Origin of the sequence: Arthrobacter sp. 2762 (genome assembly GCF_040548745.1) — a bacterium.
Lineage (GTDB): Bacteria > Actinomycetota > Actinomycetes > Actinomycetales > Micrococcaceae > Arthrobacter.
On the sequence record NZ_JBEPSI010000010.1, the window covers coordinates 115,523 to 135,037 of the forward strand.

The following is a 19,515-nucleotide window of genomic DNA, read 5'->3' on the forward strand; positions in this document are numbered from 1 at the left end:
TCAATGCGCGCTTTTGGTGTCCCGCGTGCTGAGGGTGGCTTCTTTGCAGGGTGCTTTTGTTGAGTTGTGGAATCGATTCCAAATGTTGATCGGAAAAACGGCCTTGCGGCCGTGGAATCGATTCCAAAGTAGTGTGACAGGGACCACTCGGGCTGTCAACCCTCTTTATCTGGTGGAGTCCCTTACGACGAGTTCGTGCGGGAGGAACGTTCTTCCGCGGCGATGGGCGCCGGGGATTGTCATGCGTTCGAGGAGCTCGGCGAAGGCTACGCGACCCATTTCGTAGGCTGGTTGTCTTACCGTTGTTAGCTCTGGGACGCACATCTCGGCTTGAGCCGAGTCATCGAATCCGGCTACGGCGATGTCCTCGGGGACCTTTAGCCCGGCGTCCGTGAGTTCCCGAACGCAGCCCGCAGCGACTACGTCGGTTCCGCAGAAGACCGCATCAGGAAGGTCTTTTGCTTTGAGGAGCTTCTTTGTGAGTGCTCTGCCCGAGTGGAAACCGAAGTTGCCTTCGCCGAGCAGGATCTGGTCTTCTTCTAAGCCCGCCTCCCTGAGTGCTTGGCGGAACCCTTCTTCGCGTAGCCGGCCCGAGCGGGCACCTCTATGGGCGATCATGGCCAGCTTCTTGGCACCGGTGTTGATCAGGTGTTTGGTGATGTCGTAGGCGGCCAGGCGGTCATCGATGGACACCCCGAACGCAGCTTCGGCATCGACGATTTCACAGACCTGAACGACACTGAGTTGCTCGGCGACGGTGTTGACGTCCTCGTCCGGCATCGTCGGCGAAAAGATGACTAGTCCGTCCACGGAGCCGTTCCTGAGCATATCGACCAGTTGCTGTTCTCGATCCAAGTCCCCGTCGGTCGCTGCGATGAGGCTGACGTAGCCAGAGTCTGCAGCCGCGTCGCCGACACCACGGAAGACTTCGCTGATGACGAGCGAGTCCAAGTTCTTGGCGAGTGCAAGGACGCGCATTGTGCGGTCTCTTCGAAGATCCCTCGCTGAGGCGAGAGGCCGATAGCTGAGCTCCCGAATGGCAGCGTTGACCTTCTCCTTGGCCGCCTCGCTGACGGCCGGACTCCCGTTCAAAACGCGGGACACCGTCCCTACAGACACGCCCGCCGTCTTGGCGACGTCCTGAACTGTCGGCCGAGCCATTCGAATTTTCCCTCCGCGAGCATCGCCGATGATCCTTGCCGCCGCCCACTGCCGCGCCAAGTGGCGTTCCTCAGCTTAGCTGTAGCGGACAACAGCCGGAGGGCCGCGCTCCTAGAGAAGGCAACCGCGCCATGACGGCAATTGGCCGCGCCGCTCATATGCTAACCGCCGATGCATCAGCGTCGAGTCGCCCGTAACGCGACAGCGCCGCTGAAGGAGCGCGAACCTGGGAGTGGGTCATTGACCATGGTTTCCAATCCCATCGGCCCGTACATGGACGGCTGACGAAACCGATAGTTCATGGCGTGTTGCCTGAGCTGGACAATATCCGTTGCGTACTCTGTAAGGAGTGCTGATGGTCTAAATGGCTAAGACGGCAGCCTTCATTTGCCTTCTGGCCTCTAAGAGCTGCAGATGTTCGTTCGAACCGAACCAGCGCACGTGTCCACAATTGAACTTGGAATTAATCGCACCCCTGCACGCGTGAGCTTTAAGAAGAATGCCGGGCAAAACAACCACTTCCTCATCACGGTCTTGGTCGGTTTAGACTCTGTGCGCGAGGGGAAGGCTGGTCTCAACGATGAATTTTCGACATCTTGGAGTCCCAAGGACGTAGAGCGTTCTGCTCTTCGTAGTCGCGACTACGCACTCGTAACATCACTTGCTTGGATCACCGATCTCATTGATGTTTATCGAAAGCGGCTTCAAGGAATGAATTCGGTGTTTGAGAGCGCATTTTCTGCGAAGATCAATGCGATCGAGGGGCGTGCAAATCGCCTATCTGGTGTCGCTTCAGCTCTGGACATTTCGAAAACTGATTCAAACCTGCTCCTGACACTATTCGCGATCAAGTGGCGGAACACGATCGTGCACTCAGATGCTGTTACTCGCGTTAGCAGCACCCTGAAAGCGCATCTCTTGAACGCGGCAGATGAGATCTCAGAGGCTCATCGTGGCATGGACGTTGAACGATCCATTGCTGCTTTCGAGCAAGGGCATGCACCAACGTTCAAGGAAGTGGCTTCTTTCATCTCTGCCGCCCAGGGGCTTGTGCAGGCGTTCGACGCTGCAGCACTCGCCAAAATGGACATCGATAAGTACGCGGAGTCGACGCTATCTGCATACTTCTCCCACGTGTTTTCAAAGAACACTCAAGTCTTTTCCCAGTTCTGGCCCGGGAATCCTTCGAAAAGTCACCAGAGACTGGCCAAGTTACTCACGCAGTGTGGGTTCAGTGAGGCGCCTGGAATTTCGCAATTGAGTTCTGATTACTTGGGAGCTCTCGCAAATTTGACGGCAAGGAATGCTCGCAGCCGATTCTCCCAACCACCCACGTAGTTGTGACGGCCACCCCAGGGCCGAACTCGAGGTGGACATCAGCGCAGGTCGAATATTCTCCTTGCGCTGAGAAGTACCGCCAACAAAACAGCTCGTTGTAGTCCTTGTCAAAGTGGATTCCCAGGATGAGTCCCATGCCGCGGTCCGGACGGTAATTCCGAAGAGTATCGCTGACGGTTGGCTGGTTTAGATAGCTGCTGTCCGGCGAAACATTGGCCATATTTGTCCAAGGCCAAATTGTGAACAGAAGCGTTTCGCAAGCTCGTACTATTGGACGCGCTGTCTAATTAGGCTGGCCCACATCGTAATGATCTCAGCGTCATCGGCTTTGAGTATCCGAACATGTGCTAGTCGATTCCTAATAGGCAGCACTTGCTCTTGAAACTTGCGCCAAACAGCGGAACCCAAACCTAGGTTGTTGCACCTGTCAGACTTCACAATATCCATGAGCTCGCCCAGAGTCAGCCATTCCAAGGGATCGCGAAGATCGGACACAGACTTCGCGGTTACGACAGAGTCCAATTGCGCCCGCCGGAGGATCTCATCCTTCAATCCACCGACGATCGAAGATCGCCAGCCAGACGAAAACTTGGTCATGGCCGATGCTCGGACTGCGTTCCGAATTCGTCGCTCGATGTACCATAGTCCGCTAGTTACCTCAGCGAGACTGTTTGCCGGCGCTACGGTCTCACTCACATGGCCCGCCAAAGCCTCACGCAGCTCTTTGACCTGCCGAGGTAGAGCCAGAGCTGGCCGGCCGCCTTCATCGATGAGCAGGATTCCGGCCCCTCGCAGTGCCTCAACTTCACGAGCTGCGAGAAATTCAAGTCCTTCAACACTCTTGGGGCTAACTTCGTACAATGCATGGTCCAAGGCTGCTATTGTCCCCTGCCCAGCCTCCGCCAGGACATCTCGGAAAGTATCAACACTAATTGGTGAACCGAAAGCTACCGACGGCCACAAGCAACCTGCCGGCGGATATTCTCCGGAGGCAAGGCTCAACTCTGACACATCTAACAGCGGTAGAGTGACGAGCGCAGCATCCTCCAGTATCGAACTTCCCGGGACCGATCTAAAAGAAAGCCTAGGAGCCCTTGAAATGAGGCAGACAGCCTTTCCTTCATCAAGTAGTTGAAAGACAAGTTCTCTTACCTCACCAAGAACCTCAGCCGCGGTTTCAACGCACTGCTCCAAATCAGTCACGAGTACGGTGTTGGCGTCTGCCCCTAACTCCTTCCAGTCTGACCTCTGCCCCACCGATACGTTGACACCACGCAAGCCATCGAGAATTCCGGCTCGTAACGGCTCAAACGCCGCACCCACTTGGACAAACACGAGCCTATGACGCGTTAGACTCCTCGCGATCGCCTTAGCCCGAGCTGAACAAGCAGCAGCGATTTGGCCTGTCACAGAAGCCCCAGCACGGTTGCGGCTTGATACTCATTTTTGTCCTTCTCTATGAGTCCAAGACTCAGCAGATGTTGCAATTCAAGTGGATTCTCGTTTGCCAACGACCCAAATTCGTGCGGTTCATCAATGAGTAATTCCAGCATCACGGCTTCAATAGGATAGTAGCGACGAACATAATTCATCATTTCATTGATGTTCCCGGCAACAGAACGCTTCCAATCATCAATTGTCCGCAAAACGTCTGGACGTGAGATGCGGCGTTGAAAAACATCAACCGGCAGCTGTTGCACCACCGCCGAAGCAAGGCTTCGATAAAGGAATGCATGTCCACCTGTTGCCTCAAAAAAACTTTCCAGCGCGGCGGGCTCAATCTGGATTCCCATCCGTCCACCAACAGACGTAGCAAGTTCGTCAGCTTCTTGTCGGTCAAATGGGGCCAAAAAGTGTGTTTTTGCCCAAGAAAATAGAGGATTCGGACGCCCAAAGAGACGCCCATTCTCCACAATCGCACTTGTCAACCCGGAGAGGACGAATGTGAAATTTTGGTTTTCCTGAACAAGACTCCGGAGCGCACCCAAAAACTGCGAGACAGAAGTCATATCACCTTCGCTAATGTCAATACGGTCAGAAGGAGTTAAATATTCTATTTCATCCAAGAGAAGGACTATGCTTACGCCGCTGGTTTCAAGCTTGCGGAGCACACTCTGCATAGATCGTCTGAAATCAGAAATGTCTGCGCTTTCTCCTAATTGACTGAGAGCACGATGATTAAGGTTTTTTGATTTTAGTACCTCTATGAGGTCAAATTTGAGATCCTTAATTAGGCTTGGAATAGGATCGACCGGCGGTGAGGGAAGACTTTCCAAGTCCCTTAGAACTACGACGCGCTTTTCCGTAGAGATATCATCAGCCAGCTGAGTTAAGACACTCGTCTTACCAGCTTTGCGGAGTCCAAAGAGTCCCGCAACACGCTGGTTACGTACATCATCCCGAAGCGCCTGCATTAGTTGCCGGCGGCCAAAGAATCTGTCACCGCGGACCGGCGTTGATTCGTAAAAGAGGTCTCGCGCATAGATATAGTCCCGAAGCAGCGATACTAGCGCAACAGGATCCGTGTCTTCGATACTGGCAAAGGGGATGGCGAGGAACCCTCCTTGTGACCAATCATCGAGCTTTTGGCGCGCGCGAGGGTCAGGCGACCATACAAAAATGATGTCTGGGGTGACATCCCTTTTTAGTTTGCTGATGGCGCTCTTCGCGGCCTCCAATTCCCGAATCTGAAGGTCGGGGTAGGGGCTGTAGAAGACCATGACTTCCCTGGTAAGCCCGAAAGCCGCTTCGATGGCTCCACTAAATCTGACCAGCGAGATACTGCATCGCTGCAGACCGCTAACTGAACACTTCTGGGCATGCACCATCTGAGATCCCAGTTCAGCAAGCGCCTTGCGGTGTTGGCGAACAATCGGAAATCTAGCTTCCAATTCAGCGATGTGTACCCGGAGATTGTCATTGAAGGGAGGCATTATTGCTCCCGCGCGCCATCCACTCGACATCGGCACTGTTGGCATTCCGTTCCAATCCCCTACGAGCAACTCATTGAGCACGACGTTACATGGTGTCGCGCGCTCAAAAGCGCCCGCCACGCGTTATAGGGACGCCCAGCCAGTGACTTGCCATCGTCCTGCCACCCGACTACCCCTGCTGGTATCCCAAACCCCACCTCCCCGCCCACCCCCTTGACTCCCACCCTTACCTTCCCTAAACTTTTCATAAAGCAGAATCTAAATTCCACAAAGCGGAAACTCAAGCCAAGCACTAAGGCAGCAGCCAAGCACCCGGAAGATAGATCAAAGCCCCTCCTCGGAAGGACCTACGATGACGTACACAGTGAACTGCTCCATCCTCCTGACGGAGCTGCCCTTGCTCGAGCGCCCCGCCGCCGCTAAGGCAGCCGGGTTTGACGCCGTCGAGTTCTGGTGGCCCTTCGAGACCTCCGTCCCCAGCGACGCACAAGTAACCGAATTCGAGAACGCCATCAAGGACGCCGGCGTTCAGCTCACGGGCCTGAACTTCAATGCAGGCAACATGCCCGGCGGAGACCGCGGCCTGGTTTCCTGGCCCGCACGATCCACCGAGTTCCAGGACAACATCGACGTTGTTGCAGGCATCGGTGAGCGCCTCGGCTGCAAGGCCTTCAACGCCCTCTACGGCAACCGCATCGACGGCGAATCGCCTGAGAAGCAGGACGCCATCGGTGCCGAGAACCTCGCAACCGCAGCAGCCGGCGTCGCACGTATTGGCGGAACCGTCCTCCTCGAACCGGTGAGCGGCGCACCCAAGTACCCGCTCCTCACGGCTGAAGACGCACTCAAGGTCATCGCCCGCGTCAAGGCAGAATCCGGGGCACAGAACATCAAGCTCCTCGCCGACTTTTACCACCTGGCGGTCAACGGCGACGACGTCGAATCCGTCATCGAGAACCACGCCAAGGACTTCGGCCACATCCAGATCGCCGACAACCCGGGCCGCGGCGCTCCCGGAACCGGCACGCTCCCCCTCGGCGAGTGGATCGCCCGCAGCCGCGAACTCGGCTACGACGGCTACATCGGCCTCGAGTACAAGGAACCGCAGGAATCGGCCTTCAGCTGGGCCATCCGCCAGCGCGCCAACGCCAACTAACGCACGACGGCGGCACTCGCCAAAGCATTCAGCACACCTGAGCTAAAAAGACTTTCAGAAAGAGAACCACAATGAGCAACGTTGCAGTCATCGGACTCGGAATCATGGGCCTCCCCATGGCCATCAACCTCGTCAAGGCCGGCCACACGGTCACCGGTTTCAACCGCAGCCAGGACAAGATCGACAAGCTCGTCTCCGAAGGCGGCCAGGGTGCCACGAGCATCGCTGACGCAGTCAAGGACGCCGACGTCGTCATCACCATGGTCCCGGACTCCCCCGATGTTGAAGGCGTAGTCAGCGGCAAGGACGGCGTCTTCGCCAACGCGAAGAAGGGCACCATCTGGATCGACGCTTCCAGCATCCGCCCGGACGTCGCCAAGCGCCTCTCGGACGACGCAGTAGCAGCAGGCATCCGCCCGCTCGACGCTCCCGTATCCGGTGGGGAACAGGGTGCAATCGACGCCGTCCTGTCCATCATGGTCGGCGGCGAGGCAGCAGACTTCGAGGCAGCACAGGATGTCCTCAACGCAGTGGGCAAGACAATCGTCCACGTCGGCCCGTCCGGCTCCGGCCAGACCGTCAAGGCAGCCAACCAGCTGATCGTGGCCGTCAACATCCAGGTCCTCGGCGAGGCAATCGCCTTCCTTGAGGCCTACGGCGTCGACACCGACGCAGCACTGAAGGTCCTCGGCGGCGGCTTGGCCGGTTCCAAGGTCCTCGAGCAGAAGGGTCAGAAGATGCTCGACCGCAACTTCGACCCCGGCTTCCGCCTGGCCCTCCACCACAAGGACCTCGGCATCGTCACCTCCGCAGCCCGCGAAGCCAACGTCTCCGTCCCGCTCGGCGCAGTCGTCGCACAGCTCGTCGCCGCAACCGTCAACCAGGGCGACGGCGGCCTCGACCACTCGGGCCTCTTCAAGCAGGTCCTCCAGCTCAGCGGCCGTAAGTAAGCCCAAAAGAGCACCAAGCAACAAACAGCAGGGAACCCGCCGTCGTACTTAAACGACGGCGGCTCCCTCACCACACCCAAAAACACCACAGACTTCGCCCGCAAGGGCAAAAAACAAGGAGTACACCATGGCTAAGATGCGCACCGTTGACGCGGCAGTCGCCATCCTGGAAAAGGAAGGCGCCACCGAGGCTTTCGGCCTGCCAGGCGCAGCGATCAACCCCTTCTATTCAGCAATGCGTGCCCACGGCGGCATCCGCCACACGCTGGCCCGCCACGTTGAAGGCGCCAGCCATATGGCTGACGGCTACAGCCGCGCAGCTGATGGCAACATCGGCATCTGCATCGGCACGTCGGGCCCCGCTGGCACGGACATGATCACCGGCCTGTACGCAGCATGGGCAGATTCCATCCCCATGCTCTGCATCACCGGCCAGGCACCCGTTGCCAAGCTGCACAAGGAAGACTTCCAGGCTGTGGACATCGAGTCCATCGCCAAGCCGTTGACCAAGTTCGCCATGACCATCCTGGAGCCGGGCCAGGTTCCCGGTGCTTTCCAGAAGGCATTCCAGCTGATGCGCTCGGGTCGCCCGGGCCCGGTCCTGCTGGACCTGCCCATCGATGTTCAGATGGCCGAGATCGAGTTCGACATCGACGCCTACGAGCCCCTGCCGGTGGAGAAGCCCAAGGCTTCCCGCAAGCAGCTGGAAAAGGCTTTGGACCTGCTGACCGCATCCCAGCACCCGCTGATCGTTGCCGGTGGCGGCATCATCAACGCCGGCGCTTCGGCCCAGTTGGTTGAGCTGGCCGAGATCCTGAACGTTCCCGTGATCCCCACCCTGATGGGCTGGGGCGCCATCCCGGACGACCACCAGCTGATGGCCGGCATGGTTGGCCTGCAGACCTCGCACCGCTACGGCAACGAGACCTTCCTGCAGAGCGACTTCGTGATCGGCATCGGCAACCGTTGGGCCAACCGCCACACCGGCGGCCTGGATACCTACACGGCTGGCCGTAAGTTCGTGCACATCGACATCGAGCCGACGCAGATCGGTCGCGTTTTCTCCCCGGACTTGGGCATCGCGTCCGACGCCGGTGCGGCGCTGGACGGTCTGTTGGAGCTGGCTCGCGAACGCCAGGCTGCCAAGACACTGCCGGACTACTCAGGTTGGGTTGCCGAGTGCCAGGAGCGCAAGGGCTCCCTGCACCGCAAGACCAACTTCGACAACGTGCCCATCAAGCCGCAGCGCGTTTACCAGGAGATGAACAAGGCCTTCGGCCGCGACACCACCTACGTGTCCACCATTGGCCTCTCGCAGATCGCCGGCGCACAGATGCTGCACGTATTCGGTGCGCGCAAGTGGATCAACGCTGGCCAGGCCGGCCCGCTGGGTTGGACCGGTCCCGCCGCCTTGGGCGTTGTTCGTGGAACCCCGGACGCCACCGTTGTTGCCCTGTCCGGTGACTACGACTTCCAGTTCATGATCGAGGAACTGGCCGTTGGCGCACAGTTCAACCTGCCGTACATCCACGTTGTGGTGAACAACAGCTACCTGGGCCTGATCCGTCAGAGCCAGCGTGGCTTCAACATGGAACAGAACGTTTCCCTGGCCTTCGAGAACATCAACTCCCCGGAGACCAACGGCTACGGCGTGGACCACATCAAGGTTGCCGAGGGCTTGGGCGTCAAGGCCATCCGCGTTGAGGACCCCAACGATCTGCCTGCCGCTTTCGACAAGGCCAAGGCACTGATGGGCGAATTCAAGGTTCCCGTGGTTGTTGAAGTGATCCTGGAAAAGATCACCAACATCTCCATGGGCGTTGAAATCAGCGGCGTGAACGAGTTCGAAGAATTGGCAGAAACCGCGGCGGACGCACCCACCGCGATCCTGACCAAAGCGTAAGTAAGTAAAGGAAGGAGGCACCGGAATGCGTGTTGTCATCGCCCCGGACAAATTCAAGGGCTCGCTGTCCGCGCCCGACGTCGCCGAGCACCTGGCAACAGGACTGCTGGCGGGGTTCGGCCACGGCATACAAGCAACACGCATTCCGGTGGCCGACGGCGGCGAAGGAACCATCGACGCCGCCATCGGCTCCGGCTTCACCCGCCGGACCACCACCGTCACCGGCCCGCTCGGCGAGCCAGTGAAGGCCGACTTCGCAGTGCGGGACCAGGAAGCTGTCATCGAAATGGCGGCGGCTTCCGGTCTCGCCCTCCTCCCGGACGGCCCGACGAGTGAAACAGCCAAAACGGCGACCAGCATCGGCACGGGCGAACTCATCCGCGCCGCGCTGGACCTCGGCTGCCGCAAGATCATCCTGGGTGTCGGCGGCAGCGCCAACACCGACGCCGGCGCGGGAGTCCTGCAGGGCCTCGGCGCCGTCTTCCTGGACAAGGACGGCAACGAGCTCCCCGGCGGCGGTGCGGCACTCGCGGAAATCGACAGCATCGACTTCTCCAACTTCGACGTCCGCGTCGAAGCAACGGAATTCGTGTTGGCGTCCGACGTCGACAACCCCCTTCTGGGGGCCAGCGGAGCCCCAGCCATCTTCGGTCCGCAAAAAGGCGCGACGCCGGACGACGTCACCGAACTGGACGCCGCAGCGAGCCACTTCGTGGACGTCCTGGCGGCAACATCCGGCCAGCATGCCAAGCACGCAGCGAAGGCGCCGGGCGCTGGAGCAGCAGGCGGCGTTGGCTACATTGCCATCGCGGCACTGAAGGCAGAGCGGCGGCCGGGTATCGACGTCGTGCTTGAATTCACCGACCTTGAACAGAGACTGAAGGGCGCCGATCTGGTGATCACCGGAGAAGGCAGCCTGGACGAACAAAGCCTGCTCGGCAAGACCCCCATGGGCGTCTCGCGCGCAGCACAGAAGGCCGGGGTCCCCGTGATCGCAGTCTGCGGCCGGAGTACCCTGAGCCGGGAACAACTCACGGATGCCGGCTTCCACACGGTCCACGCTTTGACCGACATGGAAACTGATGTCCAGAAATGTATCGCTGAAGCCGGTCCGTTGCTTGAACAATTAGGTAAGCACATAGGCGTGTACCTGGCGGAGCGGACCGAAAACAAGGAGTACCTCAATGTCTGAAGCAATCGGCGCCTATGACCTCGTTATCCGGGGCCAGCGCATCCTGACCACCGCCGGCCTCGCAGCGCGCGAAGTTGGCATCCGCGATGGCATCATCGTCGCCATCGAACCCCTGGGCAACGGCCTGACGGGCAACGAGGTCATCGAACTCGCAGACGACGAAACCCTCATCCCCGGCCTGGTGGACACCCACGTCCACGTCAACGAGCCCGGCCGCACCGAGTGGGAAGGCTTCGCCTCCGCTACCCGCGCCGCAGCCGCCGGTGGCGTGACCACCATCATCGACATGCCGCTGAACAGCATCCCGCCCACCACCACCGTTGACGGCCTGGAGCAGAAGCGCGTGGTCGCCAAGGACCAGGCGTTCGTGGACGTCGGATTCTGGGGCGGTGCCATCCCCGGCAACAAGAGCGACCTCCGCCCGCTGCACGACGAAGGCGTCTTCGGCTTCAAGTGCTTCCTCCTGCACTCCGGCGTGGACGAGTTCCCGCACCTGGACGCAGACGAGATGGAAGAGGACATGGCTGAGCTCAAGTCCTTCGACTCGCTCATGATCGTGCACGCCGAGGACTCCCACGCGATCGACCGCGCCCCGCACCCGGGCGGCGACCACTACGAGACCTTCCTGGCCTCCCGCCCCCGCGGTGCCGAGAACAAGGCAATCGCCGAGGTCATCGAGCGCGCCCGCTGGACCGGCGCCCGCGCCCACATCCTGCACCTTTCATCCTCCGACGCGCTGCCGATGATCGCCTCAGCAAAGCGCGACGGCGTCAACCTCACGGTTGAGACGTGCCCGCACTACCTGACGCTCATGGCCGAAGAAATCCCCGACGGCGCCACGGCCTACAAGTGCTGCCCGCCTATCCGTGAGGCTTCCAACCGCGAGCTCCTCTGGAAGGGCCTGCAGGACGGCACCATCGACTGCATCGTCTCGGACCACTCCCCCTCCACACTGGATTTGAAGGACCTGGAAAACGGCGACTTCGCGGTAGCTTGGGGCGGCGTTTCCTCGCTGCAACTGGGCCTGTCCCTGATCTGGACCGAAGCCCGCCACCGCGGCATCCCGCTGGAGCAGGTCGTGTCCTGGATGGCCGAGAAGCCCGCTGCCCTGGCCCGCCTGCACAACAAGGGCCAGCTCGCCCTGGGCTACGACGCCGACTTCTCCATCTTCGCCCCGGACGAAGCCTTCGTTGTGGACGTCACCAAGCTCAAGCACAAGAACCCGATCACGCCGTACGACGGCCGTCCCCTGGCCGGCGTCGTCCGCAAGACCTACCTGCGCGGCACTCCGATCGACGGCCAGAACCCCGGCGGCAAACTGCTCCGCCGCGGCAACGTTTAGGGTCCACCGCCATGGCAGTCAGTGCCTACGGGCCGCCGCCTTTCCGTGATCCCGCAGCGCGGGCCATGGGCCGGCGGCCGGGCCTCGGCGAACGCAACGGCCTGAGCGCGCGGGGCCTCGCCCTCTGGGTCAACCCGGCCGAGGGCGACGAGATGGATCCAGCAGTCTGGGAACGGGCAGCACGCCTAGTGCTCGCCCGGGCCATGAAACTTGCCCCGGAGGCGGAAGTCCGCATCTGGCCCGCCATCGGGGCAGAACACTCCGGCGTCGGCGATACTTCCTGGGGCGGCACTCCGCAGGAAGCCGCCGACGCCGGTACCCACCCTCTGTCCCTCGCCGAGGCTCTCGAGGACGGACAGGACCGCGACGCCGAAAGTGGCGGCAGCACCGCCGTCGAGCCCGTCATGTTGGCCGGGCGCCGTAGTCAACTTGCAATCGACCTCGCCGCTGAAGTAGTGCTGCTCGACGGCGAGCCGGTTGCCTTTACTGGCATGGAATACAAGCTGTTGCGCTACCTCGTGGTGAACTGCTCGCGCGCCATCAGTCGTGAAGAATTGCAACGCTTCCTGGAGTCATTTGACCTCCCCGGCGCGGCATTTCGCTCCATTGACGTTTATGTTGGAAGGGTGCGGCGGAAGCTCGGAAGTGCCCGCCACACTGTCGCCACCGTCCGTGGTGGTGGCTACCAGTTCGTGCCAGGGCCTTATGCCACAGTGCGCGGACCTGCGGAATACAGCATCTGACTTCGCTGTTCTGTCTTTAGACAATCCGTTTTTTTGAATGACCAATGCCGGCTGCGCGCCGGTGAAACGCAAAGGATCGCCATGACCCAGAAACTCCTCGTCGGAACGCAAGCACCTGACTTCGCGCTGCTCGACGCCGACGGCACCAAGGTCTCGCTGTCCGATTACCGCGGACGCAACGTCATTGTGTACTTCTACCCCAAAGCGGCCACCCCCGGCTGCACCACCGAGGCCTGCGATTTCCGCGACAACCTCGCAAGCCTGCAGGGCAACGGCTACGACGTCATCGGGATCTCCCCTGACGGCCCCGAGGCCCTCGCCAAGTTCACTGGTGAATTTGCGCTGACCTTCCCGCTGCTCTCCGACGAGGACCACTCGGTGGCCCTCGCCTACGGTGCCTGGGGCGAGAAGCTGGTTGACGGCGAGATCGTCGAGGGCCTGGTCCGCTCCACCGTTGTGCTCGACGGCGAAGGCACCGTCAAGCTCACCCAGTATCAGGTCAGCGCCCAGGGCCACGTCCAGGCCCTGAAGGAAGAGCTCTTGGGCGTCTAACCCTCTCTCACATCCTGCGGCTTTGAGACCATCCTTCTCTCACATCCTGCGGGTTTGAGGGAATCCCTCTCGCACATAACTGCACAATTTTTGTAACGCCCGCCCACTATTGTGAGCGGGCGTTACACGTCTCTTTACTAAACGTGACAAAACCTCCGCGGCAGTAGTTAATGGAGCCATGGTCTCAACCGCGTCCCCTCGCCATGCTGTAGTCGTCGAAGATGACGCCGACATCCGCGGCCTCCTCGTTCTGGTCCTTGAGCAGCTCGATTTTGTGGTGACGGAAGCACCCGACGGTCTTTCCGGCGTCGAGGCTGTCCGTAACACCAACGCCGAACTGGTGACGCTGGACATCAACCTCCCGGACATCGACGGCATGGAAGTCTGCCGGCGCCTCCGGGAATTCTCCGATGCCTACATCATGATGCTCACGGCCCGTGCCGACGAGATTGACAGGCTGACCGGTTTGGACACGGGCGCGGACGATTACATCAACAAGCCGTTCAGCCCCAAGGAACTGCAGGCCCGCATCCGTGCCCTGTTCCGCCGGGCCCGGACGCCCGCGGCACCCGCCGAGGACACGCGCCAGACGGACGAACTCGCCCGCGCTACGGTTGTGCAGAAAAGCCTCCTCCCGCAGGAAACAGTGCGGCTGAATGATTACGACGTCGCTGGCGCCTTCCGCCCATCCCGCAGCGTAGGTGGGGACTTCTACGACTGGTACCAGACCAACGACGGCATGCACCTGACGTTCGCCGACGCCATGGGCAAGGGAATGGGCGCGGCCTTGATAGCGGCCACCGTCCGTGCGGTGATGCGGTCCGTGGCGGACACCCCGGCAATTGCTGACGCTTTTGAGTCCGCCAGCGCCACCCTGACCTCCGATCTGGACCAGTCGGGGTCCTTCGTGACCATGTTCCACGCGCGCTTGGACAGTGCCTCGGGCAAGCTCAGCTACATCGACGCCGGTCATGGACTTGGCCTGCACGTCCCGGCCGAGGGGGCGGCACGGAGGTTGGTTTCCGCCGGGCCACCTGTCGGGATCCTGGAAGAACAGCAATGGCCGGCCGCGGAACTGCAGCTGGAGCCCGGCGATTCGCTGGTGATCGTCAGCGACGGCGTGCTCGACGCACACGATTCCCTGGAAGAGTTCGTGAGAAACGTAGAGAAGGCGGCGCGCAGCGGGGGCAGCTCGGACCAGGTCTGCGCTGCCCTGCTCGAGCTGGCACCGGCGGACACAGCGGAAGATGACGTGACCGCCGTCGTGGTTCACCGACGGCGCGAGTCTGGCCGGGATGTTGGGCTAGAAGGCAACCACAGCGGAGTTGCTCAGACCATCCGGTACTAGCCACAAAAAGGGGGGAACATGACGCGATTCTGGACTCGGCTTTGTGTTGTCCTAACGGTCGTTCTGGGCGTGAACTATGTGGCGTGGCGCTGGCTGGCTTCGCTGAACTGGGAAGCGTGGTGGATCGCCGTTCCGTTGGTGATTGCCGAGACGTACAGCCTCATTGACGTCATGCTTTTCGGCCTGACCGTGTGGAACCTGAAGATTCGCAAACCACCGCCCGCGGCGCCGGATACCGCCACAGTGGACGTTTTCATCACCACGTACAACGAACCGCTGGACCTGGTGATGACCACGGCCCTCGCCGCCAAGGACATCCGCTGGCCGCACAGTACCTGGATCCTGGACGACGGCGACCGCCCTGAGATGCGCGAGCTCGCCGAGTCGAACGGGATCGGCTACGTGACCCGCGGCGCCGACTGGACACCGGACATGCCGCGGCACGCCAAGGCCGGCAACCTGAACAACGCGCTCATGATTACGTCGGGCGAGTACCTGTTGATCCTCGACGCCGATCAGATCCCCGAGCCGGACATCCTGGACAAGACGCTGGGCTACTTCAACGATGACCGCGTGGCGTTGGTCCAGACGCCCCAGTACTTCATCAACGTTCCCGCCGACGATCCCCTGGGCAGCCAGGCACCCCTCTTCTACGGCCCGATCCAGCAGGGCAAGGACGGCTGGAACGCGGCGTTCTTCTGCGGCTCCAATGCAATCCTGCGCAGGGAAGCCCTCATGCAGCTTGGATTGGTGGGCTACGTCAAGGCCACGGAGAAGAGTGTGCGTCGTGCTCTGGCTGCGTCGCGGTCTGCCATCAAGAAGGCCCGGCGTTCGGCGGAGGCGGAGAACCCGCTGGTGGAACAAATGCTCAACGAGGTGGAAGCCGCCACGGAAAGCGCGCAGCAGGAGCTCGAAGCCGGGGCATCTCTGAGCGAGATCACGTACCGCGTACGCCGCAAAGTGGACGACGCCGTGCGCACCCTGGTGGCCGCAGACTTCTCAGCGCTCCAATCCGACCTCGAAGAAATCGCAGCCATGGAACTGGCCCACGTCGGCGAGTCTGGCGTCACGACTGTGGCGAGTGACGCCGTCGACCGGATGTCCGGACGCGACTGGTCCCCGCTGGGCGCCCTCGAGTCCGTCCACGCAGTCCTGGACGCCATCTCTGTGGAACGTACGGACGAAGCCCAGCCGATCATGCCCTTGGCCACTATCTCAGTCACCGAAGACATGGCCACAGCGATGCGCCTGCACGCCCTCGGCTGGAAGAGCGTCTACCACCACGAAATCCTCGCCAACGGCCTGGCTCCCGAGGACATCAAGACCATGCTGACCCAACGCCTTCGCTGGGCCCAAGGCACCATGCAGGTCCTCCTGCGCGAGAACCCGCTGGTCCAACGCCGCCTCACCTGGGGCCAGCGGCTCATGTACTTCTCCACCATGTGGAGCTACCTGAGCGGGTTCGCGGCCGTCGTCTACTTTGCGGCACCCATCATCTACCTGACGCTCGGCATCCTCCCCGTCAGCAGCCTGAGCTTTGAGTTCTTCGCCCGTTTCATCCCGTTCATGGTGGTAAACCAACTGCTGTTTGTCATCGCCGGGCACGGGATCCCCACCTGGCGCGGGCAGCAGTACAGCCTCGCGCTGTTCCCCACTTGGATCAAAGCCTGCACGACGGCGGCACGTAACGTCTGGTTCGGCCGTCCACTCGGGTTCGCCGTCACCCCCAAAGCCAGGCAGAGTGGCGGCCCCAGCTGGAGCCTGATTCGCCCCCAGATCGTCGTCGCTGTGTTGCTGACCGTTGCGCTGGTTGTTGGGCTTGCCCGGCTTCTTTCTGGCCTGTCGGAGCCCCTCGGAACCCTGGTGAATGTAGCGTGGGTAACCTTCGACCTTGTGGTCCTGAGCGTCCTGGTCAAGGCAGTTTTGTATAAGGGCTTTGTCCCTGAGGAATTGGCGGGTCCGGAAGGTCCTGGACGCCCCGAAGAGAGGAATGTTGATGCAGTTTAGCTACGAGGTCAAAGACTCCTACGCGGAGGTGAAGAGTGTCGGCCGGTTGAACATGGTGGCCGCTCCGAAGCTGCGCGAACTAGTGGCCGAGGTTGTGGCCGGTGGATCCAGCCGCGTTGTGGTGAACCTTGCAGAAACCGACTTCATGGATTCCTCCGGCCTCGGCGCCCTCATCGGTTGCCTCAAAGCTGCCCGCCAGGCAGGCGGCGATTTGCGGATCTCGGGCGTGCAGCCCCAAGTCAAGATGGTCCTGGAACTCACCAACATGGACCGCGTTCTGACTGCGTACTCATCAGCCGAGGAGGCGTTCGGAAATGACTGAGGTCATCGCCCGCAGGGGCTACCACGGACCGTCCAACGAGGAAGCAATCGAAGCCATCCATGGCGAGCTCGATGCTCTGTGGGACGACGCCTCCTTCGTTCCGGACATGGACCGCATGACGTTCGCCACCGCAGTCATCGAGGCCGCCGCAAACATCGTGCAGCACGCCCTTCCCGTGGCGGAGAAGCCCGTGGAGATCGGTGTGGATATCAGCGTCCGGCCCACCCGCCTGGTGGCGAAGGTCAGTGCGTTCAACGCCCGCGAGCCCTTCGCTGAGGACATGCAGCCCACCATGCCGGACGAGGACGCCGAATCCGGACGCGGCCTGGCGCTCATCGAGGCCTTGGTGACAACGGTGACCTTCGAGCGCCAAGACGGCACCAACACGTGGATCCTGACCCGCGAGACCTAACCTTCTCTCACATCCTGCGGCCTTTCGGGCGATGCTCTCTCACATCCTCCCTACTTCCACGGGTCCTTCTCCCACATCCCGCGGGCTTTTGGGCGATGTTCTCTCACCTCCCGGGCCGTCCCAGGCCGAGGGGTGTTCTCCCCATCGCCAAGCGCAACCCAGCGTGACAGCATTCGGTGAGGACCGCCGTCGAGCGCTAAATGAAACTGGGGATGACATGAACCGCCTGCACCGAAAGCCTTGGGCGCTGGCTGCTGCCCTGTTGGTGGGGACCGTTGCTGCGGGATGCAGCAGCACCCCCGGCGGACCCACCCGGGAACCCAGCAAGGCACCGCCCGTAACTTCCGAGCCTGCCCCGGTGGCAGAAAGCATCGCCAAGTACGACGCCCTGACCACCGAACTTGTTGCCGCCCTTGAGGCGAAGATGCCGGACATCACGTGGTCCGTGGATGATCCCGCGCGCATGAGCCGCACTCAAGATGGCCGATGCATGCTTTTCCCGCAGAGTATGAAAAGCAGCGCGGACATTGTGGAGCCCTCAAGGAACTTCGAAGAGGTTTTCGCCGTCGCCGATCCCGTCCTCAAGAAGCACGGTTTCCCAGCCTTTGACGGCACTGACCCAGTCCCGGGCGGCTGGGTGGTGGCCCGCAGTACCGACGGCGTTGGCGCTACCGTCACCATCCGATCAAAGAGCCCGGCCTACCTCGACGTCACCGTTCCGGTGAAGTCCGAGAGCTGCGATACTAACGAGCTACCTCAGGGGACAACTAATGCCGGGATTTTACGGTGCTGACATTGAACAGTTGCGGGCTCTCGCAAAGACGATGTCGAGACAATCAGAAAGAATGAGCTCGTTGTCCCTTGAGCTGGGCAACCTCATCGCCAATGCCCGCTGGGATGGACGCGACGCCGCAACATTTCGGGCTTCCTGGAACTCCGAGCACCGCCCCATGCTGAAGAAGATCTGTGTCGAGCTGCAAAATCAAGCCCATGAGCTGGAGCGCAATGCGGACGAGCAGGACAAGTCCAGTTCGGGGTCCTCAGGTTCCGATCGTTCCGGGCGGGGAGACTCGAACCCGCCAGGCGATCCCGGCCCGCTGGATCCAGACAAGCCCGACGTCGATGTGCCCGGCGATGTCCGCAAGGACCCTAACGCCGGCGATCCCAGCGATATCAACCAAGGACAGATTGGCGACTGCTGGCTGCTGGCTGGAATCGGCTCCGTGGCCCAGGCGCTGGAGCGTGAAGGCAAACTGGACGAATTCCTCGAAGAGCACATGCGTCCAGTGGGTGATCCGCCTACCCATTGGGTGGTCACTCTGTACGAAGACGGCGAACCCGTGGAAGTTACTGTGGAGGCCAAGTCGGTTGATGGCGGAGTCCGCGGTGCCGATGGCCAACCCAACTGGCTTTCCATCTACGAACGCGCGGCAGCCGAGCATCGCGGCGGGTCCTATGAGGACATCGACGGCGGCTTCAGCAACGAGGCCATGGAGCTGATGACCGGCCAGTCCGCTGACAAAGACGGCGAGCTGGACCTGGACGAGATCGAGGAAAAACTCTCGGACGGTCAAGCTATTTCCGTGGGCACCGAGGACGTCAAGGACGACGACTTCGACTGGGTCTGGGAGTCCGACGAAGTCAACCGCACCGACGTGGTGCCCAATCACGCGTATGTTGTGGTTGATGTGAAAACCAACGACGACGGCGAGAAAGTGATCGTCCTGGCCAACCCCTGGGGACCCTCCGGCGGTTACATGGAAGGCGACGACGACCATAAGTCCGGCACGCTGGAATTGACCGAGGATGAGTACAAGGAGAACTTCGATTCCGTGTACTCCGTGGACGTGAAGTAAGGATGCCCGTGGAACAGCTCGTGACAGTCAAGCAAGGCATGCAGCCCACCTTCGACGGTGTCAAAGTTGGCGTCGTCAAGATCGGTATCGCCGATGGCGCTCCTGCAGTCCAGTTCTGGATCCGGACCGCCGAACTACAACGGAAACAGGCCTTCCGTGAGGGCCAGTCGGTCACCCTGCCGGGTGCTGGCCGTTTGACAGTTCAATCGATTCAGCCCGCCGAAGGCACCACCGCCGCCACCGCGACTTTAACGTACGACGCCGGTCACGTCACCGCCGGTATGTGAGAGAGCATCCGCC

The 19,515-nt window shown here is 61.0% G+C and carries 17 protein-coding genes and 1 pseudogene; 15 read left to right on the plus strand and 3 right to left on the minus strand.

Annotated elements, in window-relative coordinates; genetic code table 11:
• Window positions 1–165: 165 nt before the first annotated feature.
• Window positions 166–1,161, minus strand: coding sequence for a LacI family DNA-binding transcriptional regulator (locus tag ABIE18_RS18140; RefSeq protein WP_499724008.1), 996 nt, complete (start codon window positions 1,159–1,161; stop codon window positions 166–168).
• 441 nt (window positions 1,162–1,602) lie between these two features.
• On the opposite strand from ABIE18_RS18140, the gene ABIE18_RS18145 reads away from it, so the two are divergent.
• Window positions 1,603–2,499, plus strand: a complete 897-nt coding sequence (locus tag ABIE18_RS18145) for a hypothetical protein (RefSeq protein WP_499724009.1) — start codon at window positions 1,603–1,605, stop codon at window positions 2,497–2,499.
• Window positions 2,500–2,766: 267 nt separating this feature from the next.
• Here ABIE18_RS18145 and ABIE18_RS18150 read toward each other — a convergent pair whose 3' ends face one another.
• On the minus strand, window positions 2,767–3,702 hold the full coding sequence (locus ABIE18_RS18150; RefSeq protein WP_499724010.1) for a hypothetical protein: 936 nt from the start codon (window positions 3,700–3,702) through the stop codon (window positions 2,767–2,769).
• 203 nt (window positions 3,703–3,905) lie between these two features.
• Window positions 3,906–5,432, minus strand: a complete 1,527-nt coding sequence (locus ABIE18_RS18155) for an nSTAND1 domain-containing NTPase (RefSeq protein ID WP_499724011.1) — start codon at window positions 5,430–5,432, stop codon at window positions 3,906–3,908.
• A 352-nt stretch (window positions 5,433–5,784) separates the two neighbouring features.
• Between ABIE18_RS18155 and ABIE18_RS18160 the strand changes: the two genes are divergently transcribed.
• From ABIE18_RS18160 to ABIE18_RS18225, 14 genes and pseudogenes are all read left to right on the plus strand, one after another.
• On the plus strand, window positions 5,785–6,588 hold the full coding sequence (locus ABIE18_RS18160; protein WP_499724012.1) for a hydroxypyruvate isomerase family protein: 804 nt from the start codon (window positions 5,785–5,787) through the stop codon (window positions 6,586–6,588).
• A 53-nt stretch (window positions 6,589–6,641) separates the two neighbouring features.
• Window positions 6,642–7,538: pseudogene (locus ABIE18_RS18165) on the plus strand (2-hydroxy-3-oxopropionate reductase); the annotation flags it as partial.
• Window positions 7,539–7,665: 127 nt separating this feature from the next.
• Window positions 7,666–9,441 carry a glyoxylate carboligase gene (gene gcl / locus ABIE18_RS18170; RefSeq protein ID WP_498602063.1) on the plus strand — a complete coding sequence of 592 codons (1,776 nt, stop codon included), beginning with the start codon at window positions 7,666–7,668 and terminating at the stop codon, window positions 9,439–9,441.
• Window positions 9,442–9,466: 25 nt separating this feature from the next.
• Window positions 9,467–10,633, plus strand: coding sequence for a glycerate kinase (locus tag ABIE18_RS18175; RefSeq protein WP_499724013.1), 1,167 nt, complete (start codon window positions 9,467–9,469; stop codon window positions 10,631–10,633).
• Window positions 10,626–11,975 carry an allantoinase AllB gene (gene allB, locus ABIE18_RS18180; protein ID WP_314325763.1) on the plus strand — a complete coding sequence of 450 codons (1,350 nt, stop codon included), beginning with the start codon at window positions 10,626–10,628 and terminating at the stop codon, window positions 11,973–11,975. Before ABIE18_RS18175 ends, allB begins: the two co-directional genes overlap by 8 nt.
• 11 nt (window positions 11,976–11,986) lie before the next feature.
• Window positions 11,987–12,718 carry a winged helix-turn-helix domain-containing protein gene (locus ABIE18_RS18185; protein ID WP_499724014.1) on the plus strand — a complete coding sequence of 244 codons (732 nt, stop codon included), beginning with the start codon at window positions 11,987–11,989 and terminating at the stop codon, window positions 12,716–12,718.
• An 81-nt stretch (window positions 12,719–12,799) separates the two neighbouring features.
• Window positions 12,800–13,270, plus strand: coding sequence for a peroxiredoxin (gene bcp, locus ABIE18_RS18190; RefSeq protein ID WP_498698867.1), 471 nt, complete (start codon window positions 12,800–12,802; stop codon window positions 13,268–13,270).
• 178 nt (window positions 13,271–13,448) lie between these two features.
• Window positions 13,449–14,618, plus strand: a complete 1,170-nt coding sequence (locus ABIE18_RS18195; RefSeq protein WP_499724015.1) for a PP2C family protein-serine/threonine phosphatase — start codon at window positions 13,449–13,451, stop codon at window positions 14,616–14,618.
• 18 nt (window positions 14,619–14,636) lie between these two features.
• A complete protein-coding gene (locus ABIE18_RS18200) occupies window positions 14,637–16,625 on the plus strand; it encodes a glycosyltransferase family 2 protein (RefSeq protein WP_499724016.1) in 1,989 nt (662 codons plus the stop codon).
• Complete coding sequence (locus ABIE18_RS18205; protein ID WP_224089065.1) at window positions 16,615–16,947, plus strand: STAS domain-containing protein; 333 nt, start codon at window positions 16,615–16,617, stop codon at window positions 16,945–16,947. Before ABIE18_RS18200 ends, ABIE18_RS18205 begins: the two co-directional genes overlap by 11 nt.
• Window positions 16,940–17,359 carry an ATP-binding protein gene (locus tag ABIE18_RS18210; RefSeq protein ID WP_499724017.1) on the plus strand — a complete coding sequence of 140 codons (420 nt, stop codon included), beginning with the start codon at window positions 16,940–16,942 and terminating at the stop codon, window positions 17,357–17,359. The genes ABIE18_RS18205 and ABIE18_RS18210 overlap by 8 nt, the downstream gene beginning before the upstream one ends.
• A gap of 217 nt (window positions 17,360–17,576) precedes the next feature.
• Window positions 17,577–18,152 carry a hypothetical protein gene (locus ABIE18_RS18215; RefSeq protein ID WP_499724018.1) on the plus strand — a complete coding sequence of 192 codons (576 nt, stop codon included), beginning with the start codon at window positions 17,577–17,579 and terminating at the stop codon, window positions 18,150–18,152.
• 52 nt (window positions 18,153–18,204) lie between these two features.
• Window positions 18,205–19,215 carry a C2 family cysteine protease gene (locus ABIE18_RS18220; RefSeq protein WP_499724019.1) on the plus strand — a complete coding sequence of 337 codons (1,011 nt, stop codon included), beginning with the start codon at window positions 18,205–18,207 and terminating at the stop codon, window positions 19,213–19,215.
• 8 nt (window positions 19,216–19,223) lie between these two features.
• Window positions 19,224–19,502 carry a hypothetical protein gene (locus ABIE18_RS18225; protein WP_499724020.1) on the plus strand — a complete coding sequence of 93 codons (279 nt, stop codon included), beginning with the start codon at window positions 19,224–19,226 and terminating at the stop codon, window positions 19,500–19,502.
• Window positions 19,503–19,515 lie beyond the last annotated feature (13 nt).

Excerpts from the sequence above, each read along its gene's own strand:
- bcp (WP_498698867.1), top strand. The coding sequence starts at position 12,800 with ATGACCCAGAAACTCCTCGTCGGAACGCAAGCACCTGACTTCGCGCTG.
- ABIE18_RS18210 (WP_499724017.1), top strand. The coding sequence starts at position 16,940 with ATGACTGAGGTCATCGCCCGCAGGGGCTACCACGGACCGTCCAACGAG.
- ABIE18_RS18140 (WP_499724008.1), bottom strand. The coding sequence starts at position 1,161 with ATGGCTCGGCCGACAGTTCAGGACGTCGCCAAGACGGCGGGCGTGTCT.
- ABIE18_RS18220 (WP_499724019.1), top strand. The coding sequence starts at position 18,205 with ATGAGCTCGTTGTCCCTTGAGCTGGGCAACCTCATCGCCAATGCCCGC.
- allB (WP_314325763.1), top strand. The coding sequence starts at position 10,626 with ATGTCTGAAGCAATCGGCGCCTATGACCTCGTTATCCGGGGCCAGCGC.
- ABIE18_RS18185 (WP_499724014.1), top strand. The coding sequence starts at position 11,987 with ATGGCAGTCAGTGCCTACGGGCCGCCGCCTTTCCGTGATCCCGCAGCG.
- gcl (WP_498602063.1), top strand. The coding sequence starts at position 7,666 with ATGGCTAAGATGCGCACCGTTGACGCGGCAGTCGCCATCCTGGAAAAG.
- ABIE18_RS18215 (WP_499724018.1), top strand. The coding sequence starts at position 17,577 with ATGAACCGCCTGCACCGAAAGCCTTGGGCGCTGGCTGCTGCCCTGTTG.
- ABIE18_RS18200 (WP_499724016.1), top strand. The coding sequence starts at position 14,637 with ATGACGCGATTCTGGACTCGGCTTTGTGTTGTCCTAACGGTCGTTCTG.
- ABIE18_RS18175 (WP_499724013.1), top strand. The coding sequence starts at position 9,467 with ATGCGTGTTGTCATCGCCCCGGACAAATTCAAGGGCTCGCTGTCCGCG.
- ABIE18_RS18195 (WP_499724015.1), top strand. The coding sequence starts at position 13,449 with ATGGTCTCAACCGCGTCCCCTCGCCATGCTGTAGTCGTCGAAGATGAC.
- ABIE18_RS18205 (WP_224089065.1), top strand. The coding sequence starts at position 16,615 with ATGCAGTTTAGCTACGAGGTCAAAGACTCCTACGCGGAGGTGAAGAGT.
- ABIE18_RS18160 (WP_499724012.1), top strand. The coding sequence starts at position 5,785 with ATGACGTACACAGTGAACTGCTCCATCCTCCTGACGGAGCTGCCCTTG.
- ABIE18_RS18155 (WP_499724011.1), bottom strand. The coding sequence starts at position 5,432 with ATGCCTCCCTTCAATGACAATCTCCGGGTACACATCGCTGAATTGGAA.